This window comes from Leminorella grimontii (assembly GCF_039789245.1).
In the GTDB taxonomy this organism is placed as follows: domain Bacteria; phylum Pseudomonadota; class Gammaproteobacteria; order Enterobacterales; family Enterobacteriaceae; genus Leminorella; species Leminorella grimontii.
In genome coordinates this window covers 35393-50131 of the sequence record NZ_CP146357.1, presented here as the reverse complement: position 1 = coordinate 50131, position 14739 = coordinate 35393, and the positions used below count along the sequence as shown (strand labels likewise).

At 55.2% G+C, this 14739-nt stretch carries 23 protein-coding genes; all 23 read left to right on the top strand.

Annotated elements, in window-relative coordinates; genetic code table 11:
- The 23 genes from V8L73_RS00255 to V8L73_RS00145 all read left to right on the top strand — a co-directional run bounded on the left by V8L73_RS00255 (position 1) and on the right by V8L73_RS00145 (position 14600).
- Positions 1-408 carry a gp16 family protein gene (locus V8L73_RS00255; protein WP_422655594.1) on the top strand — a complete coding sequence of 136 codons (408 nt, stop codon included), beginning with the start codon at positions 1-3 and terminating at the stop codon, positions 406-408.
- Positions 405-842 (top strand): Mor transcription activator family protein, encoded by a 438-nt coding sequence (locus V8L73_RS00250; protein ID WP_347253475.1) that lies wholly within the window; start codon positions 405-407, stop codon positions 840-842. Before V8L73_RS00255 ends, V8L73_RS00250 begins: the two co-directional genes overlap by 4 nt.
- Positions 839-1102 carry a hypothetical protein gene (locus V8L73_RS00245; protein ID WP_347253474.1) on the top strand — a complete coding sequence of 88 codons (264 nt, stop codon included), beginning with the start codon at positions 839-841 and terminating at the stop codon, positions 1100-1102. The genes V8L73_RS00250 and V8L73_RS00245 overlap by 4 nt, the downstream gene beginning before the upstream one ends.
- 97 nt (positions 1103-1199) lie before the next feature.
- Positions 1200-1844 (top strand): glycoside hydrolase family 19 protein, encoded by a 645-nt coding sequence (locus tag V8L73_RS00240; protein WP_347253473.1) that lies wholly within the window; start codon positions 1200-1202, stop codon positions 1842-1844.
- Complete coding sequence (locus V8L73_RS00235; RefSeq protein WP_347253472.1) at positions 1835-2062, top strand: hypothetical protein; 228 nt, start codon at positions 1835-1837, stop codon at positions 2060-2062. Before V8L73_RS00240 ends, V8L73_RS00235 begins: the two co-directional genes overlap by 10 nt.
- Positions 2055-2660 carry a hypothetical protein gene (locus tag V8L73_RS00230; protein ID WP_347253471.1) on the top strand — a complete coding sequence of 202 codons (606 nt, stop codon included), beginning with the start codon at positions 2055-2057 and terminating at the stop codon, positions 2658-2660. Before V8L73_RS00235 ends, V8L73_RS00230 begins: the two co-directional genes overlap by 8 nt.
- Complete coding sequence (locus V8L73_RS00225) at positions 2657-2914, top strand: hypothetical protein (RefSeq protein ID WP_347253470.1); 258 nt, start codon at positions 2657-2659, stop codon at positions 2912-2914. The genes V8L73_RS00230 and V8L73_RS00225 overlap by 4 nt, the downstream gene beginning before the upstream one ends.
- Positions 2911-3135: a hypothetical protein gene (locus V8L73_RS00220; protein ID WP_347253469.1), complete on the top strand. Its 225-nt coding sequence runs from the start codon at positions 2911-2913 to the stop codon at positions 3133-3135. Before V8L73_RS00225 ends, V8L73_RS00220 begins: the two co-directional genes overlap by 4 nt.
- The gene (locus V8L73_RS00215; protein WP_347253468.1) at positions 3135-3647 is read left to right on the top strand and encodes a DUF1804 family protein; all 513 of its coding nucleotides are present in this window, start codon (positions 3135-3137) and stop codon (positions 3645-3647) included. The genes V8L73_RS00220 and V8L73_RS00215 overlap by 1 nt, the downstream gene beginning before the upstream one ends.
- Entirely contained in the window at positions 3640-3840 is a 201-nt protein-coding gene (locus V8L73_RS00210) for a hypothetical protein (protein WP_347253467.1), read from the top strand. Before V8L73_RS00215 ends, V8L73_RS00210 begins: the two co-directional genes overlap by 8 nt.
- On the top strand, positions 3837-4589 hold the full coding sequence (locus V8L73_RS00205; RefSeq protein WP_347253466.1) for a DNA-methyltransferase: 753 nt from the start codon (positions 3837-3839) through the stop codon (positions 4587-4589). The genes V8L73_RS00210 and V8L73_RS00205 overlap by 4 nt, the downstream gene beginning before the upstream one ends.
- Before the next feature lie 3 nt (positions 4590-4592).
- Complete coding sequence (locus tag V8L73_RS00200; protein ID WP_347253465.1) at positions 4593-6374, top strand: hypothetical protein; 1782 nt, start codon at positions 4593-4595, stop codon at positions 6372-6374.
- A gap of 2 nt (positions 6375-6376) precedes the next feature.
- Positions 6377-7882 (top strand): phage portal protein family protein, encoded by a 1506-nt coding sequence (locus V8L73_RS00195; RefSeq protein WP_347253464.1) that lies wholly within the window; start codon positions 6377-6379, stop codon positions 7880-7882.
- Positions 7882-9114, top strand: coding sequence for a phage minor head protein (locus V8L73_RS00190; protein WP_347253463.1), 1233 nt, complete (start codon positions 7882-7884; stop codon positions 9112-9114). Before V8L73_RS00195 ends, V8L73_RS00190 begins: the two co-directional genes overlap by 1 nt.
- Positions 9114-9701, top strand: a complete 588-nt coding sequence (locus tag V8L73_RS00185; protein ID WP_347253462.1) for a phage virion morphogenesis protein — start codon at positions 9114-9116, stop codon at positions 9699-9701. Before V8L73_RS00190 ends, V8L73_RS00185 begins: the two co-directional genes overlap by 1 nt.
- A gap of 211 nt (positions 9702-9912) precedes the next feature.
- Complete coding sequence (locus V8L73_RS00180) at positions 9913-11046, top strand: phage protease (protein WP_347253461.1); 1134 nt, start codon at positions 9913-9915, stop codon at positions 11044-11046.
- Complete coding sequence (locus V8L73_RS00175) at positions 11046-11954, top strand: Mu-like prophage major head subunit gpT family protein (protein ID WP_347253460.1); 909 nt, start codon at positions 11046-11048, stop codon at positions 11952-11954. The genes V8L73_RS00180 and V8L73_RS00175 overlap by 1 nt, the downstream gene beginning before the upstream one ends.
- A gap of 64 nt (positions 11955-12018) precedes the next feature.
- Positions 12019-12345 (top strand): hypothetical protein, encoded by a 327-nt coding sequence (locus tag V8L73_RS00170; RefSeq protein WP_347253459.1) that lies wholly within the window; start codon positions 12019-12021, stop codon positions 12343-12345.
- Positions 12345-12770 (top strand): DUF1320 domain-containing protein, encoded by a 426-nt coding sequence (locus V8L73_RS00165; protein WP_347253458.1) that lies wholly within the window; start codon positions 12345-12347, stop codon positions 12768-12770. Before V8L73_RS00170 ends, V8L73_RS00165 begins: the two co-directional genes overlap by 1 nt.
- Complete coding sequence (locus V8L73_RS00160; protein WP_347253457.1) at positions 12764-13231, top strand: phage tail terminator protein; 468 nt, start codon at positions 12764-12766, stop codon at positions 13229-13231. The genes V8L73_RS00165 and V8L73_RS00160 overlap by 7 nt, the downstream gene beginning before the upstream one ends.
- Positions 13228-13401: a DUF7210 family protein gene (locus tag V8L73_RS00155; protein WP_347253456.1), complete on the top strand. Its 174-nt coding sequence runs from the start codon at positions 13228-13230 to the stop codon at positions 13399-13401. The genes V8L73_RS00160 and V8L73_RS00155 overlap by 4 nt, the downstream gene beginning before the upstream one ends.
- The gene (locus tag V8L73_RS00150; protein WP_347253455.1) at positions 13398-14144 is read left to right on the top strand and encodes a hypothetical protein; all 747 of its coding nucleotides are present in this window, start codon (positions 13398-13400) and stop codon (positions 14142-14144) included. The genes V8L73_RS00155 and V8L73_RS00150 overlap by 4 nt, the downstream gene beginning before the upstream one ends.
- The gene (locus tag V8L73_RS00145) at positions 14145-14600 is read left to right on the top strand and encodes a DUF6631 family protein (RefSeq protein WP_347253454.1); all 456 of its coding nucleotides are present in this window, start codon (positions 14145-14147) and stop codon (positions 14598-14600) included.
- Positions 14601-14739: the final 139 nt, after the last annotated feature.

Below are 14739 nucleotides of genomic sequence, written 5' to 3'. Positions count from 1 at the left end.
GTGGCATTAATAAAGAATCGTTTAATTGGCGCAGTAAAGGCAGGTCAAGCCGCGCTCGGCTGGGACGATGAAACCTACCGCGCCGTGATTGCCCGCCTGGCTGGCGGTAAAACCAGCGCGGCAAAATGCACGCTCGAAGAGTTGGAGGCTATCAAAGAGTACATGCATGAACAGGGTTTCCCGCGCCGTTCGTCCAAGCACGGCCGCCGCCCGAAGGTCGCCGCCAAGCGTAAGGCTATTTTAAGCAAGATTGAGGCGCTATTGGCTGACGCTGGCCGGTCTTGGAAGTATGCCGAAGCGATGGCCGGGCATATGTACGGCCAGCTTGTTATCGAGTGGCTTACTGATGAGCAACTTAACGGCGTATTAGTGGCGCTGATTAAGGACGCAAAAAGGCGGAACGCATGAACAATCCAGACTTTGAACAACTACGCGATCTGCTACCGCCGGTCGTGCTGGATATCATCGATTTAATCGGATACCGTGACACGGAAACCCTGATTAAAAAGCTGGGCGGCGTCTCGTTCCCGGTCGGCGTTAGCGCCCGTAAGCGTGGCAACCGTCGCGCGGCGGTCTTAATCGATACGTTAGGAGCCGACGTGGCCACGAAGATAGAACAGCGGTTTGGCGGTGAGGTGCTTTATATTCCACGTTGTGAAGCTGCGCTACGCGAATGGCGAAACCGTGCCTTTATCGCGCAATACCGGCAGAAGATCGCCGCCGGCGAGTCTGGCCGGTTCGCATTAATGGAGTTATGCCCGCGCTTTAACTTAAGCGATCGTCAAGCTCAAAAAATTATCGCCCAGGGTGACGGGGCTCAAGAACAAATGAGGCTGTTATGATGGATATTTTAGACTTTATCGATGAGTGCCAAAAAGCTAACCCGGCCGCTAAGGTGATGTTCTTTATAGAAAGCCATACGGTGTGTATCCAATGGCGGTGGACGATAAAAGATAAAGCGTATACTTATGAAGTGGTAGTGAGTATTCGTCAATTACGCGATAGAGATTATGCATCGTTTTATCTTAAGTCCCGTTTGCAGAGCGCTGTTGACAATATGTCGCGTTGTGGTTGTGATGAGGAAAACAACCAATTAAGATAGTTTGACAGTCACTTGATTAATGTGACGAACCTCTTCCACTGATACCCACCTCCCCATTTTGTAACACTGGCGCTATCTAAGATTTTGAGATAGCGCCATGAATTACCCCACTCAAGAGCAATTACGCCAAGCGGCCAGTTTATCGTTATCCTTAACGGTTCGCTGGTATAACCACGTCATGTACGCCATGCAGGAGTTCGGCATTGATACGCCGGCACGCCAGGCGGCCTTTATTGCGCAGATTTTCGTTGAATCAGCCGGCTTTACCCGCACCGTCGAAAACCTCAACTATTCCCCGGCGGGCCTTATCGCCACGTTTCCCCGTAAGCGTATCAGCACCGCCCAGGCTAACGCGCTAGGCCGTCAGCCTGGCGAGAAGGTTGTCCCGACCGAACGCCAGCGGCAGATAGCTAACCTGGTTTACGGCGGCCGTTACGGCAACGACGGCCCGGACGACGGCTGGCGTTTTCGCGGTCGTGGGCTTAAGCAAATCACCTTTTACGATAACTACCTCCAGTGCGGCCACGCGCTGGAGCTGGATTTAATCGCCCAGCCCGAACTATTGGAGAACGATGAACTGGCGGCCCGTTCGGCCGGGTGGTTCTGGTATGCCAATAACTGCAATCAATTTGCCGACGCTCGCGACATTGAAGGACTTACGCGGCGTATTAACGGCGGTTTAAACGGTATTAACGAGCGCGTTAAACAGTATCAAACCGCCTGGGGGGTGTTATGCGGCTAAAAGAGCTGATAGCCAGCCCCACTGGCCGCCTCTCCACGTCCGACACCATTCTAATGGGCGCGTTCCTGGTGAGTTCGTTCGCCATGATTTGGGAAACTCTCTGCGGCCGTCTGGCCGAGTGGCACATCGCCGCCTATCTGGGTGCGTGGGTGATTCAGTCCCAGGGGGCCAAATGGCAAGCCCTGAAGCGAGACAGGGAGGTTGAGAAAAATGTTTAAGGCGCTGCTGTCTTTCTTAAAAGAGTATTGGGTGGCGCTTGTGATTGCCGCCGCGCTGGCCGGTTTGTCCTGGAAAGTGGGGTTTAACGAGGGTATCGCCGGCAGTGAGTACCGCCTACGAACGGCTAATGACCAGATCCACGAACTACAGCGACAAATCACCGGCTATGAGCGAGAAAAGCGCGAGGCGACAGAACGGCACAATATTGCCCTTGCCGCCAGCGTTCAAAAAATCCAAGAACAGGCCGCCCGCGCGGAAAAAATCGCCGCCGACCTTGTAACCGCACAGCAACAGCTCAACGACCTAAAACAGAAGCTAAAAAGGCGAAATCATGACGCAGTTAAAAAGGATCCTGATGTGTTTACCGGTCTTGGCCCTGACAGCCTGCGCGCCTACCGCGCCGCGCTCGGATATCCCGACACCGGAAACCTGTCCCAAAATCCCGGCAGCGCTGCTGGTCATTCCACCCATGCCGCCAGCGCCGGCGAAGGATTACCACCCATAGATCTGTTAAACCACGCGGCCGATTACGGCCCGTGGTGCATGGGGCTATACACCCAGCTAAACCAGATCAAAGCCTGGAGCGAGGGGAAATGAACGTGGCCCTAACAATGGATTTAGCGTTTCAAGTCGCCCTTGGAATTGTGGCGTGTCTTGGCGGCCTATGGCTGAGAAACACTCATGCAGACCTTAAGGAACTGCAAAAAGAAATTAAAGATATCCGCGAAAAGTACCAGCGCCGGGATGATGCGGCGCGCGACGTCACCCAGATCATGGACAACCTTCAGGAGATGCGGCGCGGGATAGAACGGATTGAATCGAAATTGGACAGGAAGGCGGACAAACAATGACCACCACAAGGAAAAAGGCGCGCCCGGCCCCGGCAGTATCGCCGGAACTGGCGTTAATGCAGGAAATGAATGACCGCCTTAAGCGCATAGAGGCCAGCGTTGACGAGGTTAAAGCAGCAGCGGTTAAACAAGGGGCGGTCGCCGGGGCTGTATCTGGCGGCATCGCCGGGGGAATGGTAACGGCGGTCGTATTGCTGATTAAAGCCAAGATGGGGTTCTGATGGCACACCCACAGGAAACGCGTGAACAGCTGCGCCGGGCCTACGTAATGGACGGCCTGTCGTTGGACGTCTCCGCCAAAATGGTGGGGATTGCCTACGGCACCGCGCAACGCTGGAAAAACGCGGCCAGGGACGCCGGCGACGACTGGGACAAAGTACGCGCTGCGCGCGTATTCGCCGGGGGAAGTCTGGAAGAGCTGGGGCGAACGATGATCACTGCGCTAATCATTCAGTTCAACTCAACAATGGAACGGCTGGAGAACGCCGACGCGAACGGCGAAGAACTGCCGGCGGCCGACCGGGTAAAACTGCTGGTTAGCCTGACCGACGCGCTGAATAAAGCGGTTGCCAGCAGTAAGCGGTTATTACCGGAAACCAGTCAATTGGCTACCGCGTTGGAAGTCCTGCAGCAGTTGTCCGTTTTTATCAAAGAGCGATACCCGCAACACCTCCAGGCGTTCGACGACATTCTGGAGCCGTTCGGGCACGAAATAGAGAGGCTATATGGCTAAGTTAATTCAAATCAAACAAGAACAATACATCGCCGCCAATAGTGTGGCCGGGGTGGAGCTTAACTGTAATCGTGAGGTTGTTGTGACCCTTACCGACGGCCAGCGGCTACACGCGGATCGGGGCTATAACGAAACCCCATACCAGGCAATGGATCGCATCGTTCAGGCTATCAATGCGGAGCAAGACGAATGACCCAAAAGCAGGTGATAGGCGCGGCCACGCTCTATTGTGGCGATAGTCTGGAGATTTTACAGACGTTGCCGCCGGCATCTTTCGCCGGCTTAATTACGGATCCACCCTACAGTAGCGGCGGGTTGCATATTGGCAGCCGACAACAGCGCCCACATGATAAATACACGGGCCGTACTGAAACCGGCTATAACGTCGACTTTTACGGCGACAACCGAGACGCCCGCTCCTGGGGATATTGGACAATGTGCTGGCTCGGCCAGGCGTTCCACCTGCTGGAGCCTGGCGCGTATTCCATGATTTTTACCGACTGGCGACAGCTCCCCACCTTAACCGACGTTTTCCAGGGCGGTGGCTTCACTTGGCGCGGGATTGTGCCCTGGGATAAGACGTCATCAAGCCGCGCGCCTCATACCGGCTATTTTCGCCACCAATGCGAATATGTGGTTTGGGGAAGTAAGGGCGCGTTATCAAAGGCTGACCACGGCGGCCCCTGGCCGGGGTTGATTAGCCAGCGCGTGATCCCGGCTGAAAAACTGCATATGACAGGGAAACCGGTTCCCGTGATGACTGACCTTATCGCCCCGATTCGACCAGGCGGCACAATTCTCGATCCGTTTATGGGCTCCGCCTCCACCGGCGTGGCCGCGCTGATGTCCGGGCATCCTTTTGTCGGGATCGAAATGAGCACCCACTATTTTGATGTAGCGTGTAAGCGTCTGGAAGCCGCGCAGGCGACGGCGGAGTCGTAACCAATGGCAAAGTTTACCGGACGCGAATTTCTTAAAGAGCTGGCCGCTATACGGCAGGCATTAAGAAAAGACATTAAGGCGCATAGCACCGGTCTGGATCCGGCTCCTGAAGCGATAGCAGAACGTCGCCGCCGCGTTCTGGGCGGTGATTTCGAGTTTTTCGCGTATACCTATTTCCCGCACCATATCAGGGGCGAGAAGTCGCTATTTCACGCGCATTTTTGCCAGCGTTACCCGCAATTACTCCAACGCCCTGGCGGCTGTATGGAGTGGTGGATAGCGCCCCGCGGCGAGGCTAAATCGTCCCTGTTAACGAAAATCGGCCCGCTCTGGTGCGCAGTACAAGGGCTACATCAACGTGATGACGTTCGCCAGGCGTTAGGGTTTACAGGCGAACGGCCGCCGTTTATTGACTACATCATTCTGTTAGGCGCTGAAACCAAACTTCCTAGCAAACTTTTAGAAGTGGTGAAAACAGAGTTGATCGTTAACGCCGCGTTGATGCTGGATTTCCCGGAAATCTGCGGCAAGGGGCCGATGTGGAAAATCGGCGAGTTCATCACGTCCAACGGCGTAAAAGTTGAATCGTTCGGTGCAGAGCAGGCAATACGCGGAACGTTTCACGGCGCGAGCCGCCCTAAACTGCTGCTAGGGGATGACTTGATCACCGACGCCGAAGCCAAGAGCCCAACGGAGCGGGAGAACCGCTGGAACTGGCTTTCAAAAGCGATCGACTACTTGGGGCCGCCTGATGGCTCAGTAAAATATATGGGTGTCGGTACGGTACTGAATAAAGACGATCCCATATCCAGGGCAAAACGTACCATAGGCCACATTGTCCACCATTTCCGCGCGATCGTGACCCTCCCCACTCATATGGAGTTGTGGGATAGGTGCGTTGAAATCATGCTCAATGACGATAAACAGGCGCAGGAACAGGCCAAAGAGCTGGATTTAGACTTGCCCGACGATAAATTGCCGTCTTACCGCTTCTATCTCGACAATAAAGCCGCAATGGACGAAGGCGCGGTCACGTCCTGGCCCGCCGTTCGCCCGCTGTTCTGGCTAATGCGCCAGCGGGCAAAAAATAATAAGGCGTTCTCAACGGAAATGCAGGGCGACCCGCGAACCGATGAAGACCGCACATTCACGAACATTCAATTTTATGTGCAGACCTGGCGCGAATGGCTGATTTTTGGCGCGTGTGACCCGTCGATGGGTAAAGGCCAGAAGGCCGACCCGTCGTCAATTATCGTCGGTGGCTATGACCTCCATAAACAGCGGCTAAACGTTATGGAGGCCGAGAGTAAACGCCGTCTACCGTCCAAATTAGAGGCGGATTTAATCGACGTTCAACGGCGTTTTAAATGCCATGCCATCGGCTTTGAAAACAATAACGCCTATGAGCATTCGCGCCAGACGTTTGTCCAGGCAGGATTACGCCAAGGCGTAGCACTCCCTTTAGTGGGTGTAACTGCGTCCGTACCGCTGGAAGTGCGTGTCGACTCTCTGGAGCCCTACATCAATGACCGGTTTAACCCCCGGATCCTGTTTCATCCTGGGCTGTTATCAATGATATCCCAGCTCGAAGAGTGGCCGGAACCGCAAACCGGCCACCACTTCGACAACCTTTCGGCTCTCCATATCCTTTGGATGATTGCCGTTTCCCGTTCTGTGGGTTTTGAGTGGCAACCGATCGCCCGGCAAACGTCCCAAAGCTCCCGATTTTTTGATTTTGATGACGACGACGCCGAGGACGACGGCGGCTTCGGTTTACGGTGGTAAAAATGAAGAGCGTTAAAAGCGTTATTGTTGATATTAATGGAAAGCCTATCGAGCGCAGCATTTTAACCGAGCCGCAATCGTCGCACGTTCAATCGCTGCAAAACATCTACGCCGAACACCCCAGCGTTCGCCTAACGCCGCGCGCGCTTCAGGCAATTCTAGACGAAGCGGAACAGGGAAACTTAATGCGCCAGGCCGATCTCTTTACCGACATGGAAGAGCGCGACCCTCACCTGTTCGCCGAGATGCAAAAGCGCAAACGGGCGCTATTAACCGTTAATTCCGTTGTTGTACCACCGCCAAAACCGACGCCTGAAGAAAGAGCGGACGCCGCTTGGCTGGGTGAATTCATCACCGAGCTGGACGAATGGGAAGACCTGATCATCGATATGATGGACGCGCTAGGCCAGGGGTTCAGTAATAGCGAGATTAACTGGATGCGCTACGGCCCGGAATGGTATCCGCGCGCGTTCGACTATCGCCCGGCGTCATGGTTTCAGTTAGACCGTAACAATCAAAACGAGCTGTTACTGCGTACCGATGACGGCCAAGGCGAAAAATTGCGGCCGTTCGGCTGGATAAGCCATCGCCATAAGTCGCGATCCGGCTATGTTGCCCGTGCTGGTCTGATGCGAACGCTATCGTGGCCGTATATCTACCGTAATCTGGGCGCTCAATCGCTGGCCGAACTGCTGGAAATCTACGGGATCCCATTGCGTATCGGTAAATACCCGTCAGGCATCGGTAAAAAAGAAAAAATGGAGCTGATGCGCGCCGTTACCGAGCTGGGCCGTTATGCCGGCGGTATTATTCCCACTGAAATGGAAATTGAAATCAAAGACGCCGTTAGCGGTTCAGCCGCGCCGCACCTGGCGTTAACCGAGTGGGCGGAAAAGTCGATGTCTAAAGCCATTCTAGGCGGCACCCTTACGACCCAGGCGGACGGCAAAACCTCAACTAACGCCCTGGGTGTTATTCATGAGGGGGTACGAGACGATCTACTGATTTCTGACTTCAAACAAGTTGCCGCCACGTTGCGCCGCGATCTGTTCTATCCCATGATTGTGTTAAACCGCCGAGGCCACGCCGACCCGCGCCGAACGCCGCGCCTGAAGTCGCCCCAGTTAGAAGAATTGATACAAAGGAAAAGTTTTGCCGTTAATCCCCCGACGCCAGCGCCTGCGGCGACCAAGAGCATAAAGCCGGGCGCGGTAGCCGCCCTGGTAAAGATGTTATTGAGCCGAAACACCACGGAAGACCCTATCCAACGCGGCGTCGACGCCGGCGTTGATAAGGTCTTACAGAGCGACGAACCGGCCGACGCCTTAATCGTATTGTTAGAGCCCGCCTTGGCGGCACTGTCGCGGGTAGACAATGAAGCGGAACTGCTGGCCGCGCTGGCTGAAGCATTCCCCACAATGGATCCGGCGTTGCTTCAAGCAAGTCTGGGCGATACGAACACGATAGCGCGCTTAATCGGTCATGCCGCCGGGCAGAGTAACGAATAATGCCGTTAACCGTCGCCGAAGTTAGCGCCCTGTTTACCATGCCCCCGGCCGGGGCATTGCGCTATTTAAAAAACAAGGGCTACCGGATCCGCACCGACGCGGAAAACATGGGCGCGGCGGATCATGCCTACGCGTTCGGGTTCGCCAATCTTACGCGCCTGGATATCGCTCAAGATATCGTTAACGGCCTGCGAGAGTCGATGAAAGCTGGCCAATCAGTGACGTGGTTTAAAAACAATCTGGCTCCCATTCTGAAGAAAAAAGGATGGTGGGGAACGGACGAACGCATCGACTTAACCACCGGCGAAATCACTAAAAAGCAGCTAGGTAATCCGGCCAGGCTGGGGACTATCTACCGAACGACGACACAAAGCGCACTCATGGCCGGCCGCTATGAGTCGATGGTAGCCAACGCCAAAAATCGCCCCTACTGGCGCTATGTAGCAGTGATGGACGCGAAGACGCGCCCTAGCCATGCCAAGTTGCACAACAAAGTTTTTCATTACCTGGATCCGATTTGGCAATTCATTTTCCCGCCCAACGGCTTTAACTGCCGCTGCCGCGTCGAAGCGTTGACAGAGGCCGAGGTTAAAGCGCTGGGCCTGGTGATATCCAAAACGGACAGTGAAATTACTCAACAGGTCATGACCGGCGAGGACGAGAACGGCCAGCCCATCTTTACGCCCGTTCGCGGGGTTCGCTTTACCGATAAAGGGGAAACTATCACGTTTTTCCCGGACGTTGGGTTTGACAACAATCCCGGTCGTGAGGTCTGGAAAGCCAATCTGGATAAGTACGACATCGAACTGGCGCGACCGTACATCGCCGCCGGCCTCAATGGGCCGGAGTTAACCAAAATGTTAGCCAATGCCAGAGCAAACGAGGCCACCGGCGACATGCTGGCCGGGGCCGTTCTGTCGGCTCAGGAAGTGGGCGCGCTTAAACTTGCCGGGCGAACGTGCTGGCTAACCGAGCATGGCCTGGCGCGACAGATACAGGCCAAGACGTTGCCGCCCGTTGATGAGTTGTTCCAGGTACAAGATGTTATTGAGTCCGCCGGCGTCGTGGTATCAGATAACGCCGCCTTGCACTTTTTTAAAGCCAGGGCGGCCGGTGATTGGTATCAGGCGACGGTAGACACTCAACAGACGATCGCCCAGTTTGTGATCGTCACTGCAGCGGAGCTGGCGACGATTGAGAAGAACGGCCAAATTCTGAAGGATGCGCGATAATGTCAAAGATTACCGTTACATTAGACGATAAGGCGCTACGGGACAGGCTAACGCAGGTTTCAGGCGCGGTAGAGAAGCCGCGAGCGTTGATGTTAAGCGTTGCCGAAACGCTCCACGCCCAGTCAATGAAACTGTTTCATGATGAAGGCTACCCAGCCAGGAGCTGGCAGGACTTACGCCCACAAACCAAAAAGCAACGGGCCGCTAAGGGCCACTGGCCCGGAAAAATTCTCCAGGTATCCGGGCACCTGGCATCCTCCATTCAAACCGACAGCGGCGACAATTTCGCCCAACTCAGCACGAACCTAATCTATGCCCGTATTCAATATAAAGGCGGCGTGATTAATCGCTCTGGCGTCGTTCGCCTGCGTACGAACGCGGACGGCACCCTGAAACGACAGGAAAATCATAAGAACCTGGCACGATTCGCCAAACGCAGCCATAAGCGCGCCGTGGCCCGCGCGGTCAATTATCAAATCACTATCCCGTCGCGCCGGTTCTATCCTCTCACCGCCGACGACAAGCTGATTACGCCCGCGTATGACGCGTTAATGACGACGTTACAAGATGCATTATTGAAATCGTGATGAACGCGCCTAAAACGCGATTTAAGCGACTTTCTATTATTCGGGTATCGTTCATCGCCTAAAAATAGTTAAAAACGCACAGAGAGATTTAAAAGGGGTTTAACAGCTATCAAATCGGTGTACTATAAAAACGCTTCATTTCTCCCCCTCTCATAATGTGACGAATCCCATCCTCTGATTACGTTTTTTCGTGCGCTCGATAATCGTTCGCATGAAAAAGACATCCCAAATCGCCGTCGCGGCATGTTCATTTGAAATCAGCACCACCGGGAACCGGATCCAGTTGTTCCCGGCGGGCAACTTCCGATCCGTCGATAGACGGCCGGAAGATTGCGCCCATTGGGTTATGACCGAAGCCGTTGCGAAACGGATCATCGCGAAGCTTTCCGCCCGCAAAAACAAAATCGTCATTGATTACGAACATCAAACCCTCTTTACCCAGCAAAACGGCAAAGATGCGCCGGCCGCCGGTTGGTGGCATGGCTCAAAAGTCGTTTGGGAGGATGCCGGCCTTTTCGTTGATGACGTCGAATGGACGCCCCGCGCTGCCGAGCTTATCCGCAACAAAGAATACCTCTATATCTCCCCGGTTTTCTCTTATACCCCAAAAACCGGGGAAATTCTGGACGTCTATCACGCAGCCCTGACCAACGATCCCGGCCTGGACGGCATGAAAGAAGTCACCACCGCAGCCAGCCGCCTGGCGCTGGCGTCACAACTACCCCCACGGGAGAACCCAATGAACGAAGAACTACTGGCGCTGCTGCGAAAGCTGCTGGGGTTGGCGGAGGACGCCACCGAGGCGGACATTCTGGCCGCACTGCAAGAAGCCGCCGCAAAAATGCCGACACCGGAGGGCGAGAGCGCAAGCGCCAGCCTGACGCGCGTCTTAACCCTTCTTACCGATAAAGATAAGGAAATTACCGCTTTGAAAACTGCCGCATTAGCCGCGCAGCAAAAAGGCAACGGTGATCCGGATCCGGCCAAGTTCGTGCCGATCGGCGTCGTGACGGACATGCAAAAGCAAATGGCCGCGCTCACCAGCCGTTTGGATTCCGGCGAGCTGGAAACGCTGGTTAAGGGGGCGTTAGACGATGGCCGCCTGTTGCCCTCAATGGAAGCCTGGGCGCGTGAACTGGGTGGAAAAGATATTGCGGCGCTTCGTTCGTTTGTGACCGCAGCGGCCCCGATTGCGGCGCTGACCGGCAGCCAAACCGAAGGCAAGCCCCCCGCAGGAGATAAACACGGCTTAACGCAAGTTGAGCTACAGGTGGCGGCACTCACCGGGGTTACTCCGGAAGAATTCGCAGCAACAAAGAAGAGCCTTTACGGAGACGCTAAATAATGATTATCACCCCAGATACGCTTAAAGCGCTGTCGGTCACATTTAATAAATCGTTCCAAGACGGCATTAAACTGGCTGATTCAACCTACAAGGACGTGGCAATGGTTGTGCCGTCGTCTGCGGCGTCTAACGTCTACGGCTGGCTGGGCCAGTTCCCGCAGATGAAAGCATGGAACGGCGGTTCCAGGACGCTACGTGATATGGCGTCACACGGCTATACCATCGATAACCTGAAATACGAATCGACGGTTTCTGTAGATCGCGTGGCTATCGAAGACGACAACATCGGATTATATGGCCCCATTTTCCAGATGCAGGGCAAAGAGTCCGAGGTTTACCCGAACCGACACGTTTTCGGGTTGTTGAAAGTCGGTGAAAGCCAATTGTGTTACGACGGTCAAAACTTTTTTGACACCGATCACCCTGTCTACCCCAACGTAGATGGCACCGGCACGCCTACGGCGGTGAGTAACTATTTTGCCGGCACAAGTACGGCCTGGTATCTGATGGATACTACACAACCCTTGAAACCGTTCATTTTTCAAGAACGCACCAAGCCGCAAATCACGAACAAACTCAGCGATCAAACCTCCGATAAGGTCTTTATGGACGACGTATTCCTGTACGGGATCCGCGCCCGTTCGGCGGTGGGTTTCGGTTTGTGGCAAATGTGCGTTAAGTCAACTAAACCGCTGACGCCGGAGAACTACCAGGAAGCCTATCAGGCACTACGCGCTATGAAGGCTGACGGCGGCGATCCGTTGAACATTAATCCGGCATTACTGGTTGTTCCGTCTACCCTGGTGCCGGCGGCTAAAACCATCGTGGAAAAACAGTTCCTGGCCGGCGGTGAAGATAACCCTAACTACGGGTTAAGCAAGATCCTGGACTGCGCCTGGTTGAACTAAATCGACGTAATCAACGGCGTGGCGCAGGTCACGCCGTCAACTTGATAAATGGAGAGCCTCCAACATGGCAAAAGAAACAACCCCCACCGCCGACACGTCCGCGACTACAGCTGAAGGAACAACGGCCACCGTTACCACGCCAGCGACTACTGCTGAAGGGGCAACGACCACCGAAGCCCCAAAGAAACCGACTGAACCAGTTTATCTCGTTCGCGCTGTCGGCCTGCCGCGTCGTATGCGCGGCGGGATGATGTTTTCCGCTGAAGGTGAACGCGTCCGCAAATCCCAGTTCAGCAAAGCGCAATGGAAAGCCATCAACGACGACGATCACCTGAAGGTTAAGGTCGTCGACGATAACGCCGCCGACGACCAGGAACAGGACGACGAATAATGGGCTATTGCACGCAAGACGATTTGATCGAGGCGTTTGGTGAGAAGGAGATCAGGCAACTCTCCGACCGAGCCAGCCCGCCGACCGGCCAAATTGATAGCGCTGTAGTTAACAACGCTATTAGCGACGCCGATTCAGAGATCAACATGTATCTGGAGGGGCGCGGGCTGCTGCCGTTAAAAAGCGTTCCTGAAGTTCTGCGTCGGATTGCGTGCGATTTAGCCCGTTTTTATCTCTACCAGAACCCCAAAGACGATTCCCCTGTGGCGAAAACCTACGGCCGCCGAGTGAAACAGCTCGAAGGCGTTGCTGCCGGGCGGTTGTCTTTGGGCCTGGACTCGGCCGGCGAAGTGATGGAGCCGGAGGACACGGTGATGTTTAGCTCTGGGCGAAACATGTTTAAGCGAGATACGGGATTATGGTGACCGATTACCTTTTCAGCGAACCGCTAATCATCAAGCGTCTACGCGAAACCCTCCCCGATTTGAGGGAAATCACCGGCGCGGCGGGCCTGGCGCAAATTCAGGAAGAGAACATCCCCGCCCCGGCGGCGTATGTGCTCTATCTGGGCGACTCTATCAGCGCGACCCCCGCCGCAACCGGCGGCATTCAGGCGCGCCAACAGTTCGTCACCCAGCTCTGGGCCGTCGTCGTGGTTGTGTATTACGCCGATGGGCGCGGCATGGGTGAGGAAATCAACAGCGAGGCCGGCCCGTATCTGTCACGCGTGATAGAGGCGTTAAGCGGCTGGAAACCGGAGATCGGGAGCTGCCCCCCTGTAAGACGCCACCCGCAGCAGTTACCGGCCCAGTATGAGGACGGCTACGGCTTTTTCCCATTAGTGTTTCAAGTGCAGATCCCGGCATCCCTGGGGGGCTACAAGTGAAAATTACGTTAATCAAACCACATACGCACGCCGGGCAACCTTACCAGCCCGGCGCCGAATTGGACGTTGACGACCTGACCGGCCGCTGGCTGAAAGACCAGCAGATCGGCAAACCGTCGAAGACCAAAACCCAACCGGCGAAAGCCGACAACAACGAGGATCCGCAATGAGTCAGGAAACGTATTACTACGGCCAGGGCAAAGTCTATCTGGCCCTACGCAATGAACAGGGCCAGCCGCTGGCCTGGCGCTGGGTGGGCGATGTGGATTCTCTGTCCGTCGCGCTGTCCGTCGAAAACTTCGACCACAAAGAGAGCTACACCGGCCAACGTTCGGCCGTTCGACGCATCAATACCGGCAAAGACGGCACCGTCAACTCCACCTGGTACGAGTATTCACCGGAAAACCTGGCGACGCTGCTTTACGGGGAACAAGTCGCCGACGCGTCGGGCTCAGTTACCGGCGAAGCACTGCCGCTCAATATCAAAGCGGGCGATCGCTACTCCCTGCAACACCAACAGGTCAGCGCGGTAGTGATTGGGTCGCTGGTCGAGGGCACCGATTACACGGTCGATCCGGAATTCGGCGCTATTGAGTTTTTAACCGCCCAAGCCGGGCCGACAACGGTTAACTACTCACACGGCAGTTCTATCAACAGCACTATGTTTACGCAGCCGGTTAAAGAGCTGGCGATGCGTTACGAGGGCATGAACCTGGCCGAAGATAACGCCAAAATCATCGTTGAGCTGTACAAAATCCAGTTTGACCCAGTTGCGGCGCTCAACCTCATTAACACCGATACCTCCCTCTCTGGTCTGGAAACCACCGCCGGGGTATTGATGGACACCCAGCGCCCGTCAGATAGCGCGCTGGGCCGTTACGGGCGAATTATCCACGTCGGGAGCGCCGCGTAAATGGATGACTCCTTGAATACGATGTTTCCTGAACGCCACGCCGAGATCAACGGCGTGGCCGTCCAGATCCACGAATACACGCTGGCGGAGCAGTTACGGCACCGCCAGCCGTTAAAAGCCATCACCGACGCATTCGCACAACTCCTGACGGCTCAGACGCCGCAAAGCGCTATCTCGCTTGATGCGCTCTACGACGTTCTGGCAACGCTCGAAAATGAAGTTATAGAAGCGGTCGCGATCGCGTGCAGTCAGAAGAAGGAATGGGTAGCGGCATTAAGCGGCCCAGACAGCGAAACGCTTCTACTCCTTTGGTGGGGGGTTAACGCTGATTTTTTTACCCGCAGCGCCCTGCGGCCCGCACTGGAAAACATGGCGCGCCAGGCAATGGCAAGCCGCCAGAATGGGGAGCCGTCTTTCAATGCCTTATCGACCACGGGCACCGATTCGACGACCTGAAGAACTACACCGCGCGCCAGGTCATCCTCTTTTATGACCAGGCGCAACAACGGGAATTAGAGGCGCGATTGCATTGGACGCTCGACAACCGAGCCGGCCAGGCAGATGGCAAATCATTTAAAGGGTATCTAGAGGCATT